Origin of the sequence: Microbispora sp. ZYX-F-249, assembly GCF_039649665.1 — a bacterium.
In the GTDB taxonomy this organism is placed as follows: domain Bacteria; phylum Actinomycetota; class Actinomycetes; order Streptosporangiales; family Streptosporangiaceae; genus Microbispora; species Microbispora maris.
This window is the reverse complement of sequence record NZ_JBDJAW010000026.1, coordinates 61,247-77,976: the sequence shown is the minus strand read 5'-3', so window position 1 is coordinate 77,976 and position 16,730 is coordinate 61,247. Positions and strand designations below refer to the sequence as shown.

18 protein-coding genes are annotated in these 16,730 nt (G+C 69.3%); 11 read left to right on the top strand and 7 right to left on the bottom strand.

Annotation, left to right across the window (positions count from 1 at the left end; all coding sequences use genetic code 11):
• Window positions 1-1,130: 1,130 nt before the first annotated feature.
• Complete coding sequence (locus AAH991_RS27215) at window positions 1,131-2,141, top strand: pentapeptide repeat-containing protein (RefSeq protein ID WP_346228754.1); 1,011 nt, start codon at window positions 1,131-1,133, stop codon at window positions 2,139-2,141.
• Window positions 2,142-2,279: 138 nt separating this feature from the next.
• On the opposite strand, the gene AAH991_RS27210 is transcribed toward AAH991_RS27215, so the two are convergent.
• Window positions 2,280-2,495 carry a hypothetical protein gene (locus AAH991_RS27210; protein ID WP_346228753.1) on the bottom strand — a complete coding sequence of 72 codons (216 nt, stop codon included), beginning with the start codon at window positions 2,493-2,495 and terminating at the stop codon, window positions 2,280-2,282.
• A 266-nt stretch (window positions 2,496-2,761) separates the two neighbouring features.
• Here AAH991_RS27210 and AAH991_RS27205 point away from each other — a divergent pair, with 266 nt between their 5' ends.
• The 8 genes from AAH991_RS27205 to AAH991_RS27170 all read left to right on the top strand — a co-directional run bounded on the left by AAH991_RS27205 (window position 2,762) and on the right by AAH991_RS27170 (window position 8,734).
• On the top strand, window positions 2,762-3,841 hold the full coding sequence (locus AAH991_RS27205) for a site-specific integrase (protein WP_346228752.1): 1,080 nt from the start codon (window positions 2,762-2,764) through the stop codon (window positions 3,839-3,841).
• A 611-nt stretch (window positions 3,842-4,452) separates the two neighbouring features.
• On the top strand, window positions 4,453-4,671 hold the full coding sequence (locus tag AAH991_RS27200) for a hypothetical protein (RefSeq protein WP_346228751.1): 219 nt from the start codon (window positions 4,453-4,455) through the stop codon (window positions 4,669-4,671).
• A gap of 492 nt (window positions 4,672-5,163) precedes the next feature.
• Window positions 5,164-6,456 carry a pentapeptide repeat-containing protein gene (locus AAH991_RS27195; RefSeq protein ID WP_346228750.1) on the top strand — a complete coding sequence of 431 codons (1,293 nt, stop codon included), beginning with the start codon at window positions 5,164-5,166 and terminating at the stop codon, window positions 6,454-6,456.
• A 405-nt stretch (window positions 6,457-6,861) separates the two neighbouring features.
• On the top strand, window positions 6,862-7,134 hold the full coding sequence (locus tag AAH991_RS27190) for a helix-turn-helix domain-containing protein (RefSeq protein ID WP_346228749.1): 273 nt from the start codon (window positions 6,862-6,864) through the stop codon (window positions 7,132-7,134).
• A 32-nt stretch (window positions 7,135-7,166) separates the two neighbouring features.
• Complete coding sequence (locus tag AAH991_RS27185; protein ID WP_346228748.1) at window positions 7,167-7,514, top strand: hypothetical protein; 348 nt, start codon at window positions 7,167-7,169, stop codon at window positions 7,512-7,514.
• Between the two features lie 201 nt (window positions 7,515-7,715).
• Window positions 7,716-8,159: an HNH endonuclease gene (locus AAH991_RS27180; protein ID WP_346228747.1), complete on the top strand. Its 444-nt coding sequence runs from the start codon at window positions 7,716-7,718 to the stop codon at window positions 8,157-8,159.
• Between the two features lie 52 nt (window positions 8,160-8,211).
• Window positions 8,212-8,454, top strand: coding sequence for a hypothetical protein (locus AAH991_RS27175; RefSeq protein WP_346228746.1), 243 nt, complete (start codon window positions 8,212-8,214; stop codon window positions 8,452-8,454).
• Window positions 8,444-8,734, top strand: coding sequence for a hypothetical protein (locus AAH991_RS27170; RefSeq protein ID WP_346228745.1), 291 nt, complete (start codon window positions 8,444-8,446; stop codon window positions 8,732-8,734). The genes AAH991_RS27175 and AAH991_RS27170 overlap by 11 nt, the downstream gene beginning before the upstream one ends.
• A 246-nt stretch (window positions 8,735-8,980) precedes the next feature.
• On the opposite strand, the gene AAH991_RS27165 is transcribed toward AAH991_RS27170, so the two are convergent.
• On the bottom strand, window positions 8,981-9,259 hold the full coding sequence (locus AAH991_RS27165; protein ID WP_346228744.1) for a GntR family transcriptional regulator: 279 nt from the start codon (window positions 9,257-9,259) through the stop codon (window positions 8,981-8,983).
• A 92-nt stretch (window positions 9,260-9,351) separates the two neighbouring features.
• Between AAH991_RS27165 and AAH991_RS27160 the strand changes: the two genes are divergently transcribed.
• A complete protein-coding gene (locus tag AAH991_RS27160) occupies window positions 9,352-9,651 on the top strand; it encodes a hypothetical protein (protein WP_346228743.1) in 300 nt (99 codons plus the stop codon).
• 257 nt (window positions 9,652-9,908) lie between these two features.
• Here AAH991_RS27160 and AAH991_RS27155 read toward each other — a convergent pair whose 3' ends face one another.
• The 4 genes from AAH991_RS27155 to AAH991_RS27140 form a co-directional block, all read right to left on the bottom strand.
• On the bottom strand, window positions 9,909-12,095 hold the full coding sequence (locus tag AAH991_RS27155; RefSeq protein ID WP_346228742.1) for a hypothetical protein: 2,187 nt from the start codon (window positions 12,093-12,095) through the stop codon (window positions 9,909-9,911).
• The gene (locus AAH991_RS27150) at window positions 12,085-13,050 is read right to left on the bottom strand and encodes a hypothetical protein (RefSeq protein ID WP_346228741.1); all 966 of its coding nucleotides are present in this window, start codon (window positions 13,048-13,050) and stop codon (window positions 12,085-12,087) included. Before AAH991_RS27150 ends, AAH991_RS27155 begins: the two co-directional genes overlap by 11 nt.
• Before the next feature lie 107 nt (window positions 13,051-13,157).
• A complete protein-coding gene (locus tag AAH991_RS27145) occupies window positions 13,158-14,177 on the bottom strand; it encodes a hypothetical protein (RefSeq protein ID WP_346228740.1) in 1,020 nt (339 codons plus the stop codon).
• A gap of 77 nt (window positions 14,178-14,254) precedes the next feature.
• Entirely contained in the window at window positions 14,255-14,440 is a 186-nt protein-coding gene (locus AAH991_RS27140) for a hypothetical protein (protein WP_346228739.1), read from the bottom strand.
• 50 nt (window positions 14,441-14,490) lie between these two features.
• On the opposite strand from AAH991_RS27140, the gene thrS reads away from it, so the two are divergent.
• Complete coding sequence (gene thrS / locus AAH991_RS27135) at window positions 14,491-15,636, top strand: threonine--tRNA ligase (protein WP_346228803.1); 1,146 nt, start codon at window positions 14,491-14,493, stop codon at window positions 15,634-15,636.
• Window positions 15,637-15,675: 39 nt separating this feature from the next.
• Here thrS and AAH991_RS27130 read toward each other — a convergent pair whose 3' ends face one another.
• On the bottom strand, window positions 15,676-16,728 hold the full coding sequence (locus AAH991_RS27130; protein WP_346228738.1) for an LCP family protein: 1,053 nt from the start codon (window positions 16,726-16,728) through the stop codon (window positions 15,676-15,678).
• Window positions 16,729-16,730: the final 2 nt, after the last annotated feature.

Genomic DNA, 16,730 nt, shown 5'->3' with positions numbered 1-16,730 from the left:
CCTTCCGATTACCAGGGCTTGGGCGCAGACGAGCGCATATCGGTCGGACACAGTGGCCCTTTCGGTCGCCGAGGCTCGAATGCTGCATCGCGTACAAATAATGTGATATAGATCACACTCAGTGTTCCCATTTGCTTTCCTGGCGAGCATGTCCAGGTCCGATGGCGCCACTTCGGGTGACTTCAGGACGCAGCTCCGTTATTTATCGGCCGACTTGGCGCCCCCGAATGCTGCAAGAGCCACGTGACCCGGCCGGGACGATTACGCTGTGAACAGTCGCATCGACGACATCTCTGACTCGGTCGGTACTCCCGCGCGGGATCGACCGGGGAAGGGCCTCACGGCGACCCCGAGAACACGAGGCCCACAGAGAGAGGGGAGACCCTATGTCGCCAGGGCGACACAGAAAGAAGCCGGCTTTAGCCGGCCGCAAGATCCCGACTTCCCCCGAGGGGCGCGTGCTCGCGATCAGAGCGGCGCTCACCCTGGCGGAGGCGGTTGTGCGGATGTTCTGGCCCTTCTAGGCCCGCCAGCCTGAAGGACCGAGAACATCTCGCATGAGGGGCCTCGGCTGATCGTTTCCGCGCTAAGCCGGGGCCTCTCCCCTTGTCGGGCCTATGCCCCACGGCATAGCCCCGCTCGTTAGACTAACCGACCTGCCGAATAATTGTGTACCCACACGATTATTTATTGACCCTTCCGCTGACCCCAGACCGCCCGCAAAGCCGTTAGACGCGACCTGAGGGCCGTCCAGAGGCATCGCGGATGGGCGGCGAGCGCCAGGCCAACGCCACCTGTTGAGAAGTGCGGCGCAGAAAGGGCTGTGATCGGCTACCAGGACCGCTCGCTGACGGTCCCACCGCTTGCGGATCGGGTTCGATGCGCTCCTTGCAGATCTCGCAGACGTACTCGTCGCCGCCGACGCTGCGGGACGCAGACCCCAACGGGGCGCCTTCCGACAGGCAGCGTTGCGGGTCTCCGACCCATTCCGAATTTCCATGTCTCTCCACGGGCCGTCGGGCAAAGTAGGCGACATGCCACGTCTCCCCCAGATCGTTCGGCGAGTCCTCCGCCGCCGTCAGCGCGGTCCCGATCCGCAGGCAGTCCGCCTGCTACCAATCGGCCGGGCCTTGGCCATCACTCTGGCGGTCGCCATCACCGCGACAGGCTTGCTGCTGCTCGGTGCGTTGGCCTGGCTTGGGCTCCCCTCAACCACCGGCCAGAAGCCAACCGTCGCCGAATTCCTCGACACTCTGAAGATCGTGCTCGCAGTCGTCGGCGGAATCGGCGGTGTGGTCGCCCTGGTGGTCGCCTACCGCAAGCAGCGCATCACCGAGGAGGAGAACCACCGCGCCCGGGAGACGGCTCGGCGCGAGGACATCAAGCTGTACGTCGACCGCTTCGATAAGGCATCCGGCAAGCTCGGAGACGCCTCTGCTGCCGTACGCCTAGCCGCCGTTCACGCCCTCGCCGCTCTCGCTGATGACTGGGAGGGCGGTCGGCAGATGTGCATCGACGTCCTGTGCGCCTACCTGCGCATGCCTCCCGACCCCGAACCTGACCGCGAGATCGATCCGGGCGCGCACACCGCCTGGCAGGCTATGGGCGAAGTACGCACCACCATCTGGCGCCTGATAGCCGTACACCTACGGGCTGACGCCCCAATACCCTGGCACGGCGCCGACCTGGACTTCACCGGGGTCACAATTAACAGCGACATTGACTTCACCTACACCGTCTTCTCCGGCCAGGTCTCCTTCGACCACGCCAGGTTCGCCGACGGTATGGTCTCGTTCCTGGGCGCAAGGTTCGTCGGCGGGCACGTCTCCTTCGAACACGCGGCCTTCTCGGGTGCCATGGTCTGGTTCGGCTCCGTCTTCGCCGGCGGTCATGTCTCCTTTGGACACGCGAACTTCTGCGGCAGCGAGGTCTGGTTCCGTGGCGCGATCTTCGCCGATGGCCGCGTCTCCTTCGACGACACGGCCTTCTCTGGCGGAGAGGTTTCCTTCGACCACGTAGCGTTCGCGGGTGGCCAAGTCTCGTTCCGCAACGCGAACTTTTCGGGGGCCAAGGTCTCCTTTACCGAGGTTGCCGACTGGTCCCATCCGCCTGAGGGCCTTCCGCCGGATATACAGACTTGAGGCATGCGCGCCGGGGTCTGAAGCCCTTCACCGGGCATACGGGGCATGTCCGCACCACGGCCGCGCAGTCACGATCGCTCTGCAGCGGATGGGAATCGAGATCGTCCGCTCGCGCCTGGGCACGCTTCGACCAGGCGTCTAGGCCGTCATGTCTTGCCACGTGAGCTGGTACTCGCCGAAGCCGACCTGGTCGTCGTACGGCGTCCGCAGGTCCGGACGGCAGTCCCGGTGACACGGCACCGGGCCCCAGACCCATGCCTTCGGCGCGCTGGAGTGCGTGACGCCCTCCACACGGACCTTGCCCCGGCCGTCGGGCTCGATGCGCTCCTTGCAGACCTCGCAGACGTACTTCATGAGGCCGAACCTACGTGACGAGCACGCCACCCGTTCGTGGTTCGCTGTCGGCGATCCTCCGTCGTCGGGCCCGGCCGAAAAGTCGACGGCATGGCGTACGTCACCGTCACCGGTACGTGAAATCGGTGATGTACCGAGGCTCGGCCGGACGACCCCGAAGTCACGCCGCCACCGACATCTGATCGTGACTGCTCAAAATCCGCTCTCGCTCTGGCTCCTGATAAACTTTCTTATCAGGAGTTAGCAGGAGTACCCAGGAGCCCCCCGTGACCGACCTTCTCCCCGCCCCCATCGTCTCGGCCACCGCCCCCGCGATGACCGCCGACGCCCGGCCGGTCTACTCGGCCGCCGATTTCGCCGTGAGCGAGGCCACGAGGGAAGCCATCCTGGCGGGCATGCCCGCGTCGACCCGGCGCGCGTACGCCGCCGACTGGACCGCTTTCGAGCGGTGGTGCGTCGAGCACGGCCGCGTCCCGCTTCCGGCGACGCCGGAGACCGTTGCCGGGTACGTCACGCACCTGACCAACACGCCCTCGGCCAAGACCGGTCGTCCGCTGGCCCCGTCCAGCATCGAGCGGGCCCTGGCCGCCATCCGCACGGCCCACCGCACGGCCAACGCCACGCCGCCGGAGACCAAGGCCGTCCGGAAGGTGCTCGACGGTTACCGGGAGCGCCTGGCCCTGGCCAAGGACCCGGCCGCCGTCACTCGCAAGGCTGACCCTGCCGTTCCGGACGCCCTGCGCGCGATGCTGGCCACGCTCGACCGCTCGACCCTGGCAGGCAAGCGTGACGCCGCCGCGCTGCTGCTCGGCTACTCCTGCGCCGCCCGTGTCTCCGAGCTGGTGGCCCTGGACATCGCCGACGTCCGCGAGACGCCCGAGGGCCTCCTGGTGACCATCTACCGGCGCAAGATCAGGAAGTTCACCGAGGTTGCCGTACCGTACGGCCGCGTCCCCGCGACCTGCCCTGTTCGCGCGGTGCGCGCTCTGGTGGCCGCGATGGCCGAGGCTGGCCGCGCGTCGGGCCCGCTGCTGGTTCGCATCGACCGCCACGGCCGCATCGCCCCGCCGATCACGCGGAACGGCAAGGAGATCGGCGACCCGAGCGGCCGTATGACCGCCGATGCCGTCGCCGACATCGTCACCCGCATCGCCTCGGCCGCCGGGTTGGAGGGCCGCTGGACCGGTCATAGCCTCCGGCGCGGGTTCGCCACGGCCGCCCGGCGCGCTGGCGCCGCCCTGGAGAGGATCGGCCGCCATGGCGGCTGGAAGGACGGGTCCACGGCCCTGCTCGGCTACATCGAGGAGGCCGATAGGTGGGAAGACAACCCCGTGAGCGGCCTGTAGTCGCCCGGCCTCGTCGGCCGTCTGGAGCGCCTGCCCTGCCGTGGGTGGGCGCTCTTGTCATGCCTGGCCCCCTGCTGCTCGGCCTCGTCGGCCGCCGGCTTCGCCCCCCCTTGACAAATGGCGACCCGAGGCACCCTTAAGTGCCCGAGCCCGGGAGCCCCCGGCCTGGTTTCCCATGTACGAAAACGCCCGGCCTGTCTGACAGTGGCCGATTCCGAAATGGGGCCGAGATCATTTCTGTCACTTGAGCCCCGCGAGTGGATCGCTCCAAGTTAAGCTCCCTCTCCCCCCCGATCAGGAAGGTAGCTGCGTTGCCGACCCCCCGTGCACCCAAGCAGCCCAAGCCAGCAACCAAGGCCCAGAAAGGATGCGGCTGCCTGCTGCTTCTCGCGGTGATGTTCGCGTTGTTCGCCGCGTGCGGCGCGATATTCGGGGACTCGGCTCCTCCACTTCCGTCACCGTCCCCGTTCCCGTCCTATACGGCGACCGACCTATTCGAACCGACCGATCCCACTCCTACCGAGACGCCAACGCCCAGTCCCTCTCCCACGGACGATTTCGACGGGGATGGGATCCGCGACCGTAGGGACCGCGACGCCGACGGCGACGGAGTGAACAAGTCGGTCGACCGGGACGACCTGGACCCCAGCAAGGGCCGCAAGCCGAGGTCGAAGCCCTCGCCGAAACCGGCGCCCCGCGAGACCGAGGACGACACCCCGTCGGTCATCTCCGGCGTGAACCCGGGCGGGTTCTGCGGCAACGAGGGGGCCGTCGGGATGAGCAACCGCGGCCGGACCTACGTCTGCCGGGACGGCCACTGGCGACGCTGAGCGCGTCCGGCTGGTGTGAAGGCCGGCATCTCCCTGTCAGGGATAACGATCGGAAGACACGCACGGCGAGATCGGGCGGTGTCGGATGGGATGGCGGTCATGCGTGGTGTGGGGTGGCTTCGTCGGCGTGCCCGGCCGGAAACGCCTGGGCCGAAGGCCGACCAGTCGCGGATCGAACTCTTGGAACAGCGGCTATCCCGGCTCCGCGAGCCACGGTCGGCCGGGTGGTGGATCGCCCTGGCAGTGCTGCTGACGGTATCGACCGTCGCGCTCACCAGTTGGCTGCTCCTGCGTGGCGTCGCCGCGCCCAGTCCGAGACCGGTCTCCACGGGGACCGCGAGCCCCGCCCCCACACCGACAGGGCCGACAAGCGTCGAAGTCTCAACGGCTACCAGCGAGGCCATACGTACCGCGCTGACTGCCGGGGCGGCGGTGGGGGCCGCGTTCACCCTGGCTCTAGCGTTCCGCCGACAGCGCCACCAAGAACTCACGATGGTGTTGACCGCGCTGCAGGCCGAGCGCGACGCAGCCTTCGCCGAACGCGACGCGGAGCGAGACGCCACGCACGCCGAGCGTGTCGCCGAGGACAACCGGCGCGACGCGCTCGAACGACGTATTACCGAGTTGTACACCAAGGCCGCCGAGCAGCTCGGCCACGGCAAGGCCGCCGTGCGGCTGGCTGGCATGTACGCGCTGGAGCGCCTGGCTCAGGACAACGAGGGCCACCGTCAGACGATCGTGAACGTCATCTGTGCCTACCTGCGGATGCCCTACAGTCCTCCCACGCCCTCCGATCCAGAGCAGGAGCGGCGGGAAGCGCTACGGGCCGCACGGCGCCGGTACCACGCAGCCCGCAACGGTCATTCTGGCGTCACTCAGCCGGCCGACCATGGGGTCCAGGGAGGAGACCCGGAAGGAGAGCGGCAAGTCCGGCTCGCAGCCCAGCGCATTCTCGCCGAGCATCTACGGGATAACCGGCCAGCCGACCAGCGTGACGGCCCCTCGCCTGATCCACGCTTCTGGCATGGCATGCGGATCGACCTGAGCGGCGCTACGCTCATCGACTTCCACTTCACGCGATGCCACGTCGCCGAAGGCATCTTCCAGGGGGCGACCTTCTTGGGAGGGGCATCGTTCGCTTGGGCGGACTTCACAGGCACGGCCGTGTTCGACGAAGCAACCTTCTTAGGGGAGGCCTGGTTCGGCTGGGCAAAGTTCTCCCGCGTCTCGTTCGTCGCAGCCACCTTCTGCGACACAGCCTCATTCGACTTGATAACCGTTCATGACGAGGGCGATTTCAACGGGGCGACCTTCCGCCGCGCAACGCGGTTCAGCCGTGCGACCTTCATCGAAGAGGCCTGGTTCGGTGGGGCCACGTTCATCAGAAGGGCATACTTCGACAGGGTCACCTTCTCCCAAACGGCCTTTTTCTACAATGCAGTATTCACCAGGGATGCCGATTTCCAAGAGGCGACCTTCTCCGGGAACGCCGACTTCAGGGTGGCGACCTTCTCTGGCGGCGCCGATTTCAAAGAGGCGACCTTCTCCGGGAACGCCGATTTCAAGAAGGCGACCTTCTCAGGGTCAGCTAACTTCGGCGATCCCACCGGAGAAGAGCTCTTCCGGCTAGACGAAGCCCGCGTGACCGATCCTGCGAGAGAACACCACTGGCCATCTGGATGGGCGGCTGCTCCCCACTCGGACGGGACTACCGAGCTTGTTCGAGTGCAGCCGGAAACGGCAATGGGTTACACCCTGGGTACCAGCGAAGAACGAGAGGATTAGCTTCTCCGGGTCAACCACGATCCTCCCGTAACAGGCGACGGCAGGCGACCTAACGACAGCCCTGGCGGCCTCCACGACAACCCCGTTACCGGGCAGTCGCCAGCCTGATGAATCGCCTGGAGTGCCCGCCCGCCGTGGGCGGCCGCCCTCGTCATGCCTGCCCCCCGCTGCTCGGCCTCGTCGCCGTCGGCCATCTCGGCCCCGCGCGCCGTGCCCACCTGCCCTCGGCCTCCTTGGCAAAGGCGGCCCCCACCCACCGTTAAGTCGGCCGCCCCAGGCATAGGGCGTTTGGTCTCCGACGTCGATTTCGTCGGTATTCAAAAGACAGTAGCTTATTCCGGAATTGCGTAGGGGTCCATCCTCGGCGCTACTATCCCGGAAATCATGTCTGCTACCGTGGTAGATATGAAAGGAATACTGGTGTCAGCGGATCGTTTCAAGGAGATCTGCGATGAGAAGGGAATGAGCCGATATGCGCTGGCCCGTCTAATCGGTAGCACCGACTACCAGATGTGGCGGCTGAGCAATGGGAAGCCGACCAGCTTTCGGTTCCTGGAGCGGCTTGTCCCCGTCTTCTCGCTGAGCGATATCGCTGACATCATCGCTGATCAGGACAAGAGCGACGCCTTCACCTTTTGGTACGTCGCGACTCACAAGCCCGACCGCAAGGCCGCCTGAGAAATCCCCAACCAACGAAAAGGAATTACCGAATGAGTACCAGCAATTTCTGGAGCCCGGATCGTATCGCCGCCCGCCAGACCCGCCAGGCCGCGCAGGTCGCAGCCCATCAGGCCGCGCAGCAGCAGGCCCAGCAGGCGGACTTCATGTCCACGGTCGGGAGGACCCTGGTCGACATCGTCAACCGCTACGTAGAGGTTGAGCGGCGTCCGGCCGACACCAAACAGGTTGAGCGCGATTTCCTGCGGACGTTCCCGAACGCCAGCTCTGCCGATTTCCGGCAGAGCGTCGAGACGCTGAAGCAGGAAGGCGTCCTGTACGAGCACCGTGGGTCCGAAGGTCTGATGGGGATTCGCGAGACCCGGCTCTACGTCCTGTAGCCAGTAGAGGAGGGCTGACGTACCACCCGGCAAATAAAACGGCTCCCGATACGGAAAATAATGGGCGCTCAGAGGAATCCCAATTTCTGGGCGCCCGGCCCTGCCTCCTGGTCCACCACGACCATGGAGAAGCAGTCAATGACTACCAGCATATTCGCCCGTGCGGTCTCCGATTATTTTCGCGGGAAAATCCTGCCGGGTATGGTCTACGGCACGGCCGTCCGCCGGTTCGCCGAGAAGATCGAGGTCCTAGAAAACGGCTGCTGGCGCTGGACCGGAGCCACCAACGGCCATCGGCCCGGCGGGCCTCGCGGTCTGTTCTGGACCGGCACCCGGTTTCAGACCGCCTACCGATGGGCGTGGGAGGCCAACAACGGGCCCGTCCCCGAGGGCCTGGAGATGGACCACTACCGGTTCCCCGATGACGGCTGTATCGGTCCGCTGTGTGCGCACCCTGAGCACGTACGGCCGGTGACGCACCGGGAAAACGTGTTGAGGGGCAACGGCCCATCGGCCAGGAACGCCCGGAAAACGGCCTGCCCGCAGGGGCACCCGTACGACCGCGTCGACAGCCGTGGCGTCCGCTACTGCTCCATCTGTAGGGCCGAGTACAGCCGCACGTACCGGGCGACCAGAGCCGCGTGACCATTCCCCTCGGCCGCCAGCAGGCCGACAGATCCCCTATGGAGGACTGACAGTGACCATGAATTGGGACTTCGTCTCTGACGTGACCGCCGCACAGCGTGCCCGCTTGCAGCGCTATACCGGCGCGCCCGACCCGGTCGGAGACGACCAGATCGGCGAGCTGGAGCATGTCGCCGCGGCCCTGGACCCTCGTCCGCACGAATTCGAGGCAGGTAGGGCCAGTCATACGGCGCCGGACGCCTCGGCCGCCGCCAGCCGCACCGCCCCGGCCGTGAGGCCGTCCCGTGAAGCGTAGGCCAGCCCTGGAGCGGGTGGGGCTGCTGCTGTCGGACATCGGCGGCGCCCTCGTCCGGCGATCGTTCACGGCCAGGGCCAGGGATGCCCTGGAGTGCGTCATCAGGGGTGACGAGGACGCCGCCGACGAGATCGTCCGCTACCGGCTCACCTTCGCTCAGGTCGAGCACCTGAAGCGGGCCATCGTCGGCCTCGGCCGCCTGCTCGACGCCCGGATGCTGGACCAGATCCTTCGGGAGTCCGAGCAGGTCCCGATGGGGCCCGACGGCCCCGCCGCATGACGAGGCCGGGGTGCCCGGGGCAAGTACTAACTATTGCGTCCCCGCGCCGCCCGGCCGTTTCTCGGAACTAACCCCGCCGGGAGTTGGATCCGCCCAGGTAGAGGGCGGAAGGCCCTCCCAACTGGCGGCCAGCCGCCGAGGCCTTCCCCGCGTCGCCCGCTACCCGCTCTGACCTGCGGCGACAATCAGCCGGCAAACCCCCGGCTGTCGAGCCCCTACTAACTCCCGTCCCCCGGCCCACGCTGGTCAAGTGGTCTCCGGCGTCTCTCCGTCCGGCCCGCCAGGTTCCACCACATACGTGCCCTTGGCGGGCAGGGTGACGACGAGGCCCCGGTCTCGTAGCTCCTCGATCGCCCGCCGCGCGGTGCCCAGCGCCACGCCGTACTCCTCGGCCAGCGCGCGTTCACCGGCCAGCCGGGCATTCACCGGGATCTCACCGGAGGCGATGCGCGCCGCGATGTGGTCGGCCATCCGCACGTAGACGTAACCGGGTACGGCCGCCTCGGGGTCAAAGTCGTCACGCATGCCGCCAACGTAGAACGGCCCTGAGCTGCATAAACCAACAGGTAGCGGCCTACCGCTGTACACCGCTCTATACCGCGTCATACGATCCGTGCATGACCCGTCACCCCCCGGAAATCCCCGAGTTTCGGGATGTCCGCCAGGACGACGACACCGGCCGCTGGCACGCCGTCCACGTCCGCACCGGCAAGCCCATTGAGGCCGCCACGTTCTCCGGCCTGGAGCGCATGGCCGCCGCCGTACGCATCGCGGCCGGGCTCAAGTCGGCGGGCCGCTCCTGGCCAGACGGAGCGCCCGTCACGGCCACCCAGGAAGCCGCCTTCACGCGCATGGCCGACACGGCCCGCCGCGCCCGCGAGCGGCTCATGGCCCGGCCTGCTGAGGCCGACCAGTAGACCCCCGGTCGCGTCCCTGACCGTCCGGGATGCCGGGGGCGCGACCGGGGCACCAAAGCGAAGGGCCGGAACCCGCGCGGGGGATCCGGTCCTTCATCCGTTTCCGCAGGTCGGTCGTCTCGCCCCCTCCCCTCGCATGCTGGTCTGCACGACACGCCGCAGTTGCCCTTTCCGCAGGTCAGGGGCTGCAAGGGGACTACACCGGAACGAATCGGGGTCGCCACCCTGACGACCAGGTGACGACCCCGATGCAGACGCTACGCCGAGGCCAGCAGGTCCCGCCCGGCCGCCGTCAGCAGCGCCGCACGCGGCCGTACGACGCCCGTCGACCGGCGCCGCGAGGGGATCCCCGCCGAGTCGAGCAGCGCGGCCGTCCGCATCTCGGCCGCCTTCCCCGGCGTCCAGCCCATCCGCTCGGCAGCCTGCGCCGCCAGCTCGGCCGCCGGGATCCACTCGGCCCCGTAGGCCTGGACGTCGTCGGCGATGGCCTCCAGCAGGGTCAGGGCCTCATCAGGAACCGGCTCCGGCTCGATCGTGGCCAGGGAGACCACCTGGGCGCCCTCGTCGTCCGTACGGACGTACACGCCCGCCGCGTCCAGGCCTGCGGCCGTCAGCGTGTCGACGTCGAGCAGCGGGCACCGGCCGAGGGTGGCGTACCGCTCGGCGCGGGACTGCGCCACGGCTCCCGCCATGTAACCGACCCGCATGGGCAACGCGATGTCCTCGCCCGCGCCGGCCACGTAGAACGTCCCCGCGTCGTTCGGGCTGTCGGCGCTCGTGGCGGGCTGGTACCGGCCCGGGTCCCAGCCGCGCGCCCTGGCGCCCGCGCCGAACAACAGGTCAGCCTGCCAGTCCTGGAGGCCCGGCCCGGCCGCGCGGAACGCCACCTGGCCCGCGATGCTGTCGCCGAGGGTGTCCTTCTTGGAATCTTGTGAAGCGAACACGATGAACACGGCCGCCTTCCGGCCGATCCGCAGCAGGGAGACGGCCGCCGCCTTCCCGGCCGGGGTGAGGCGCGGGTACTCGTCCACGATCACAGCCAGCGCGGGGCGCTCCGGCGAGGCCTGCCATGCGTCGCCCATGCCGAGCCTGCGCAGCAGCCGCGTCCGTGCCACGGCGATGGCCACGGCGTCCGTCAGCGCGGCCTCGCAGTCGCCCGGGTCCAGGGCCACCCTCCCCATAACGGCCGCCTGCGGTGCCTGGCCCACGCCCGACGGGTCCAGGTCCCACATGTGGACGTCGGCCGCCGCGCCGAGACCGTCCGCGATCAGCCGCAGCAGGATGCTCTTACCGCCGCCGGACGCGGCCAGGATCAGCGAGTGCTTGCTGGCGAACGCCGTACGGACCTGGGCGCCGTCGAGCCTCTGGCCCAGCCAAATCGGGTCCCGCACGGTCCAGTCCGGGCCCGCGTAGTCCGGCACCGTCGGCATGTCGGCCCACGGGTCCGACTCGACCACCCGGAGCGTGACCCGGGCCCGCCGGTCCCGGTGCGGGGTGACGAGCACGCCCGCCTCCCGGACGTCGAGCAGCGTCTCCAGGTCGGCCGCCGCGCGGGTGATGTCCCCGGGCTTGCCCTGGCGCATCTGGACGACCACTTCCCAGCCCCACGGCGTTGCGGTAGCCGACAGCGGCCGGACGTTCACCCGCTCGATGGCCAGGGCCCGCCGTACGGCCTCCATCGCAGCGTTCGGGTGCGAGCAGCCAGCGATCGGGACGGCCGGGAGCAGTTCCCCGCCCTCGCGCAGGCCGACGTCGACCCCGTCACGGACGACCAGCAGCGCGCGGCGCCGGTCATGCTCCCGCCGGATGCTCCCGCCCACGGCCGCCAGGCCAGCGAGACCGGCGGCAGGCAGGGCAACAGGGCTGGCCAGGTGGGCCACGGCCGCGACCGCGTCGGCCAACACGCCGTTGACACCGCCGAGGACGGTAGCCAGGAACGGATTCGCCGGCTGGGCGGCATACACCGCCTCGCCCGTGGTGACGCCCCAGGTCACGAGCGCCACGGGAACCTTCCCGACCTTCGCCCGGGTCCTCCACGGCCAGGCGGCGACCCTTGCCACGGCACCGGCCCGGCGGGCCCGGTCCTGCTGGAGCTTCGTGTACGCCGCCGCGTGCCGCTCGGCGACCTGGCCCCGGTGCGTGCCGCCGTCCCGCAGGTGGGCCAGCTTGAGCCAGTCCCAGGCCCGCTCCCAGGTGTGCAGGGGCGTCCGCAGGGCCCCGTGACCGACGACGCTCACGGCGTACCGCAGGGCCCCGGCGCCGCTCGGCGACAGCGGCCGACCGGCGGCGGTCTGCCGGGCGTCCTGGCCCGCCTGCTCGTCACTGGTGAGGCTCTGAGCACCCTTGCCTGACTCGGAGGTGTCCATGGTCATCTTGGCCCCGGAAACGGGCCGAGGAGCGCGCTCAGGGTCGCTCAGGCCGATTTCGACGGCGTCAGCGCTCATCGGTGCCTCCCTCGACGTCAGCGGGGCAGAAGGTGTGGAGGGGGTCGCGACCACAGCGGGGGCAGGTGATGCCCTCGGCTACATCGGCGTCAAGCTTCCGGATCAGGTCCGAGAACCGGCGAAGGTGCTCGTAGTCGCCGAAATTCGGGTCAGCGGCGAACCGGTGGGCGTAGGCCACGAGGGCCAGCGGGGAACGGTCGGCCAGGGCCTCGGCGATCCGCTTGAGCATCCGGGAGCGCAGCCAGGCCGGAGCCTTCCGGTAGTGGTCCGGCATCTGGCCGAGCACGTCCCCAGCCATCCGGGAAAGATCTCCCTGGTTCGCCGAAGGCGTCCGCGCGGCGCCTCGCGCGGTACGCACCGTACGCTCGCCTACGGCGAGAAGATGATCACTGGTCTTCTTCTTGTTCTTCTTCTCCTTGTTCTTCTTATAGAGGGTGGAAAATCCGTCGTTGGTGCCGACCTGCGACGATGCCCCGTTCTCGCTGGTCACGTCCTGCGACGGGTAATCCGGCGTAGGTGCGGCCTGGGCGTCGACCTCGTTTCCGCTGGTGGGGGCCTGTGACGGATTTTCCGGCGTAGGTTCGGGCTGACGAGGGCCACCAGGGACGGAAAATCCGTCGTTGGTGCTGACCTGCTGGTTTCCGGCGGTCCAGGGGTCGCACAGGATGTAGTCGGTGTCGCCGAGCCTGCCGTTGGCCGCGCGCTGGCGCTCCCGGATGAGGTAGCCGTGGCGCTCCAGCTCCTTGAGGGCGCCGCGTACGGCGTCACGCCCCTCCGGCGCGGCAGCGATGAGGGCCCTCTCGGAGACCCGGAACCCGACCTTGTGAGAGGCCAGCCAGGCGAGGACACCGCGCGCCTTCCAGGTCAGCCGCTTGTCGCGGACCCACCGGTTGCTGATCGTCGTGAAGTGGTCAGTAGGAAGTTCTGCCCGGCGAATGCCGGTACGGTGGTTCAAGGATCTCTCCTGGTCAAGCAGGGGCGGATCTCAGACCCCGGGCCGGTGTTGGCGCACCGACCGGGGTCGTTCTGGTTTCGGGGGCTGGCCCTCGTGGGCCGACTTCGTCAGGCGTTCTTGAGTTCGTCGCGGAGCTGTGCGGCGGTCTCCCGGGCGCATCCGAGCGCCTTCCGGATGGCCTCGGCCGACGGCCGCGCGTCGACCTCTCCGGCCTTGATCCGGGCCATCAGGTCGGCCCGGTGCTGGTCGATCGACCGGCCCCGCGCGGGGGTCACCGGACGGCGGTCGCCTTCCCTATCCGATCCCTGGTCGCCAGGGGTCCGGAGGGGCGTCCGACGAGGGGCCGAGACAGGCTTCCGGCCGACCGACGGGGAGGGGGCAGGGGCAGCCGCCTTGGGGGCGCCGTGGTCCAGGCCCGTGAAGGCCTCCAGGATGATCGGCAGGGCCGTCACCACAGCCACGGCCACGATGGGGCCGAGGATGTGCAGCACCAGGGCCGACAGGCTGAACTCGTCGGCGACGAACGGCAGGTGACGCCAGGCGTTCATGCCGAGCGTCAGAGCGAGGAACAGCCACTCGATCCGGGTCAGGGTCTTGGACTGAATCGGCTGGCCACGGGTGCCGAGGTAGGCCTTTGCGCCGACGACCACGAGCAGGGCCAGGGACATGAACGGCTCAACGAACCAGGCGAAGATCCAGGCCGGGGACCACATCGCGGCGCCCTCGGCCGCGAACACCTGCACGCCCGCCGTCGACCAGGTCAGCGCCAGGGCCAGCGACACCATGGACCCGGCCACGAGCAGCTTCCGCATGCGCGCGGCCTGCCAGGCCCGCATGACCGGGTCCTGGGCGAGCTGGTGAAGCCGCGCGGCCTCGTGGGCCTTCTTGCGCCGCTTGCGCACGCGGTCCGTGTCGAGCCGGAGCGGGGTGTCGTCGTTCTGCAGTTCGGCCAACAGGGCCGCCTCGGCGACCTCGGCCCGGAGCTGGCGCACGCGCCTGGTCTCGCCGTTAACGGCCGCCGACGCGGCGGGTACCGTCGCGGGCTGCTGGCTGGCCAGGAATGCCTCGGCCTCGCTGATCAGCGCGGAAACGTCTTCCGGCTCGGGGGTTCCTGTAACGTCGTTCATAGGTCCTCTCCTGGTTCCGCAGGTGGGGGTCAAGGCCCTGAGCAGGTGTTCGCTGCACCCGCTTGGGGCCGTTTTGATCAGGCGACCTCGTCGCCGAGGCTGTCTCGACGTCCCTCGTAAGTCTCAACGAGGTGCAGGAGCACGCCGGAGAACGCACCGAGTGCTCTGGTCCGGCTGTCGCCATCGGGGAGCCGGTAGCCGTGCTGCTCCAATACCTTGGTGACGTCGTAGATCAGTCCGATGGTGAACCGGCTATCAGCCATGTCTCCCGCTCCCTCGACGCCGGAGCAGACCTAGTTTTTTAGTCTGCCCGATAGGAGCCGTCATCCGGCACACCCTGGAGGAGTACATCCGCGACGCCGAACGGCGGGCGGGCTACCGGCACGTGTACTCCCCCGTGCTGGGCAAACGGGAGCTGTACGAGATCTCGGGGCACTGGTCCCACTACAGCGACGACATGTTCCCGCCGATGGACCTCGGGGGCGAGCAGGTCGTGCTGCGGCCGAGCCTGTGCCCCCACCACGCGTTGATCTACCGGTCCCGGTCGCACAGCTACCGGGAGTTGCCGCTGCGCGTCGCCGAACTGGGCGGCATGTACCGCTCGGAGCTCTCGGGCGTGCTCGGCGGGCTGACCCGCGTGCGGGCGATCCAGCTCAACGACGCGCACATCTTCTGCACCCTCGACCAGGTCGCCGCCGAGGCCGCCGGGGCCCTGGAGATGATCAGGAGCGCGTACGCCGTGCTCGGCATCCGGCCGGTCCGCCACCGGCTGTCGCTGCCGGGGGCCGGCGGGAAGTACGTCGCGGCTCCCGAGATGTGGCGGCGGGCGACCGCCATGCTGACCGAGGTGCTCGACCGCTCCGGACTGGCGTACGAGGCGGTGGAGGGCGAGGCGGCGTTCTACGGCCCGAAGATCGACGTGCAGATCGCCGACGGCGCCGGGCGCGAGGCCACCCTGTCCACCGTGCAGGTCGACTTCCACCAGCCGGAACGGTTCGACCTGCACTACATCGGCCCGGACGGCGGCAGGCACCGGCCCGTCATGGTCCACCGCAGCATCATCGGCAGCGTGGAGCGGGCCGTCGCGCACCTCATCGAGGTGTACGGCGGCGCCTTCCCCGCCTGGCTCGCCCCCACCCAGCTGGTGGTCCTGCCGGTGACCGAGGCCGAGCTGCCCCCGGCCGAGGCGCTCGTACGGCGCTGCGCCGAGCTGGGCCTGCGGGCGGAGGTCTCCGGTCCCGAGCACGGCAGCCTGGGCGCCCGCGTCCGGGCCGCCCGCCTGGCGCCCTACCAGGCGGTGATCGGCGCGAAGGAGGCCGGGAACGACCAGGTCGCGCTGCGGCTGCGCGACGGGCGCGCCCTGCCGGCGATGCCCGCCGCCGAGGCGCTGGCCCGCATCGGCGCTCTCGCCGAGGCCCGCGCCGCCGAGCTGTGGGAACCGGCCGTCCAGCGGGCCTGATCACGCGCCGCGACGCCGCCGGCCCCCGGCGCCGCGGGCTCACTCGTCGGCGAATCGTGCGAACAGGCGGGAGGCCTCGGGCTGCTTCCACTCGATCCGGTTCGGATCCTGCGCCGCGGGCCGCCACGGCACGGTCAGGGCCGTGACCCGGGTGCCGGCCCGCTGCACGTCCACGGCCAGCGTGACCATGGCGTCCAGGTCCAGCCCCGCGTCGGTGGTGACCGACGTGGCGGCCACGCGGACGAAGGAGACCAGGGCGGCGGGCTCGTCGAGACGGGAGGCCTTCTTCAGCATCGCCTGCAGCAGGGCCATGTTCCGCTTGATGCGGGCGATGTCGGAGCCGTCGCCCACGTACCGCAGGCGTGCGTACGCCACCGCGGTCTCGCCGTTCACCAGGGAGCGGCCGGCCGGCAGTTTCAGCTTCGACTTGGGGTCGTCCACCGCGTGGGGGAGGGTGACCTCGACGCCGCCGAGCGCGTCGACTAGCTTCGCCAGGCCGTCGTAGCGGATGGCGACGGCGTGGTCGACGCGCACGCCCGTCGTGGTCTCCACCGTCTTCCACGCACACGGCAGACCGCCGATCGAGTACGCCTGGTTGATGAGATCCTGATGCGCGGCGACGGTCCTGCCGTCGGCGGACCGGCACTGCGGAATCCGGACCAGGGAGTCGCGGGGCAGGCTGACGGCCGTCGCCCGCTTCCGGTCGGCGGACAGCCGCAGGAGGATCATGAGATCGCTTTGCTCACTCGATTCCGGGTCGCCCCAGGATGGGCGCCGGTCGGTGCCGAGGAGCAGCACGGTCAGCGCCTCGCCCTTCTTGAACGGACGGTCTCCCGTGGCCGGCGTCAGCAGGTGCGCGCCGGTGCTCCCGCGCAGCAGCACGGTCGGCACCACGACCAGCGCGGCGGTGACCACCGCGACCGCCGCCAGGGCGATCCAGCCCGCCCGGCGGCCGCCCGGCCATCTCGCCGGGCGCCGCGCGCGCCCGCCCGCCGCCTCGTCCAGCAGGCGGCCCCGCTGGCGTACGAGCCCGGCGGGAGGCTCGTGCTCGAGACCCCGGCCGAAATCGCGGAGCGTCGTGAGGTCGTCCATGG

Excerpts from the sequence above, each read along its gene's own strand:
- AAH991_RS27180 (WP_346228747.1), top strand. The coding sequence starts at position 7,716 with ATGGTCTACGGCACGGCCGTCCGCCGGTTCGCCGAGAAGATCGAGGTC.
- AAH991_RS27185 (WP_346228748.1), top strand. The coding sequence starts at position 7,167 with ATGAGTACCAGCAATTTCTGGAGCCCGGATCGTATCGCCGCCCGCCAG.
- AAH991_RS27210 (WP_346228753.1), bottom strand. The coding sequence starts at position 2,495 with ATGAAGTACGTCTGCGAGGTCTGCAAGGAGCGCATCGAGCCCGACGGC.
- AAH991_RS27190 (WP_346228749.1), top strand. The coding sequence starts at position 6,862 with ATGAAAGGAATACTGGTGTCAGCGGATCGTTTCAAGGAGATCTGCGAT.
- AAH991_RS27165 (WP_346228744.1), bottom strand. The coding sequence starts at position 9,259 with ATGCGTGACGACTTTGACCCCGAGGCGGCCGTACCCGGTTACGTCTAC.
- AAH991_RS27145 (WP_346228740.1), bottom strand. The coding sequence starts at position 14,177 with ATGAACGACGTTACAGGAACCCCCGAGCCGGAAGACGTTTCCGCGCTG.
- AAH991_RS27160 (WP_346228743.1), top strand. The coding sequence starts at position 9,352 with ATGACCCGTCACCCCCCGGAAATCCCCGAGTTTCGGGATGTCCGCCAG.
- AAH991_RS27155 (WP_346228742.1), bottom strand. The coding sequence starts at position 12,095 with ATGAGCGCTGACGCCGTCGAAATCGGCCTGAGCGACCCTGAGCGCGCT.
- AAH991_RS27195 (WP_346228750.1), top strand. The coding sequence starts at position 5,164 with ATGGTGTTGACCGCGCTGCAGGCCGAGCGCGACGCAGCCTTCGCCGAA.
- AAH991_RS27140 (WP_346228739.1), bottom strand. The coding sequence starts at position 14,440 with ATGGCTGATAGCCGGTTCACCATCGGACTGATCTACGACGTCACCAAG.
- AAH991_RS27130 (WP_346228738.1), bottom strand. The coding sequence starts at position 16,728 with ATGGACGACCTCACGACGCTCCGCGATTTCGGCCGGGGTCTCGAGCAC.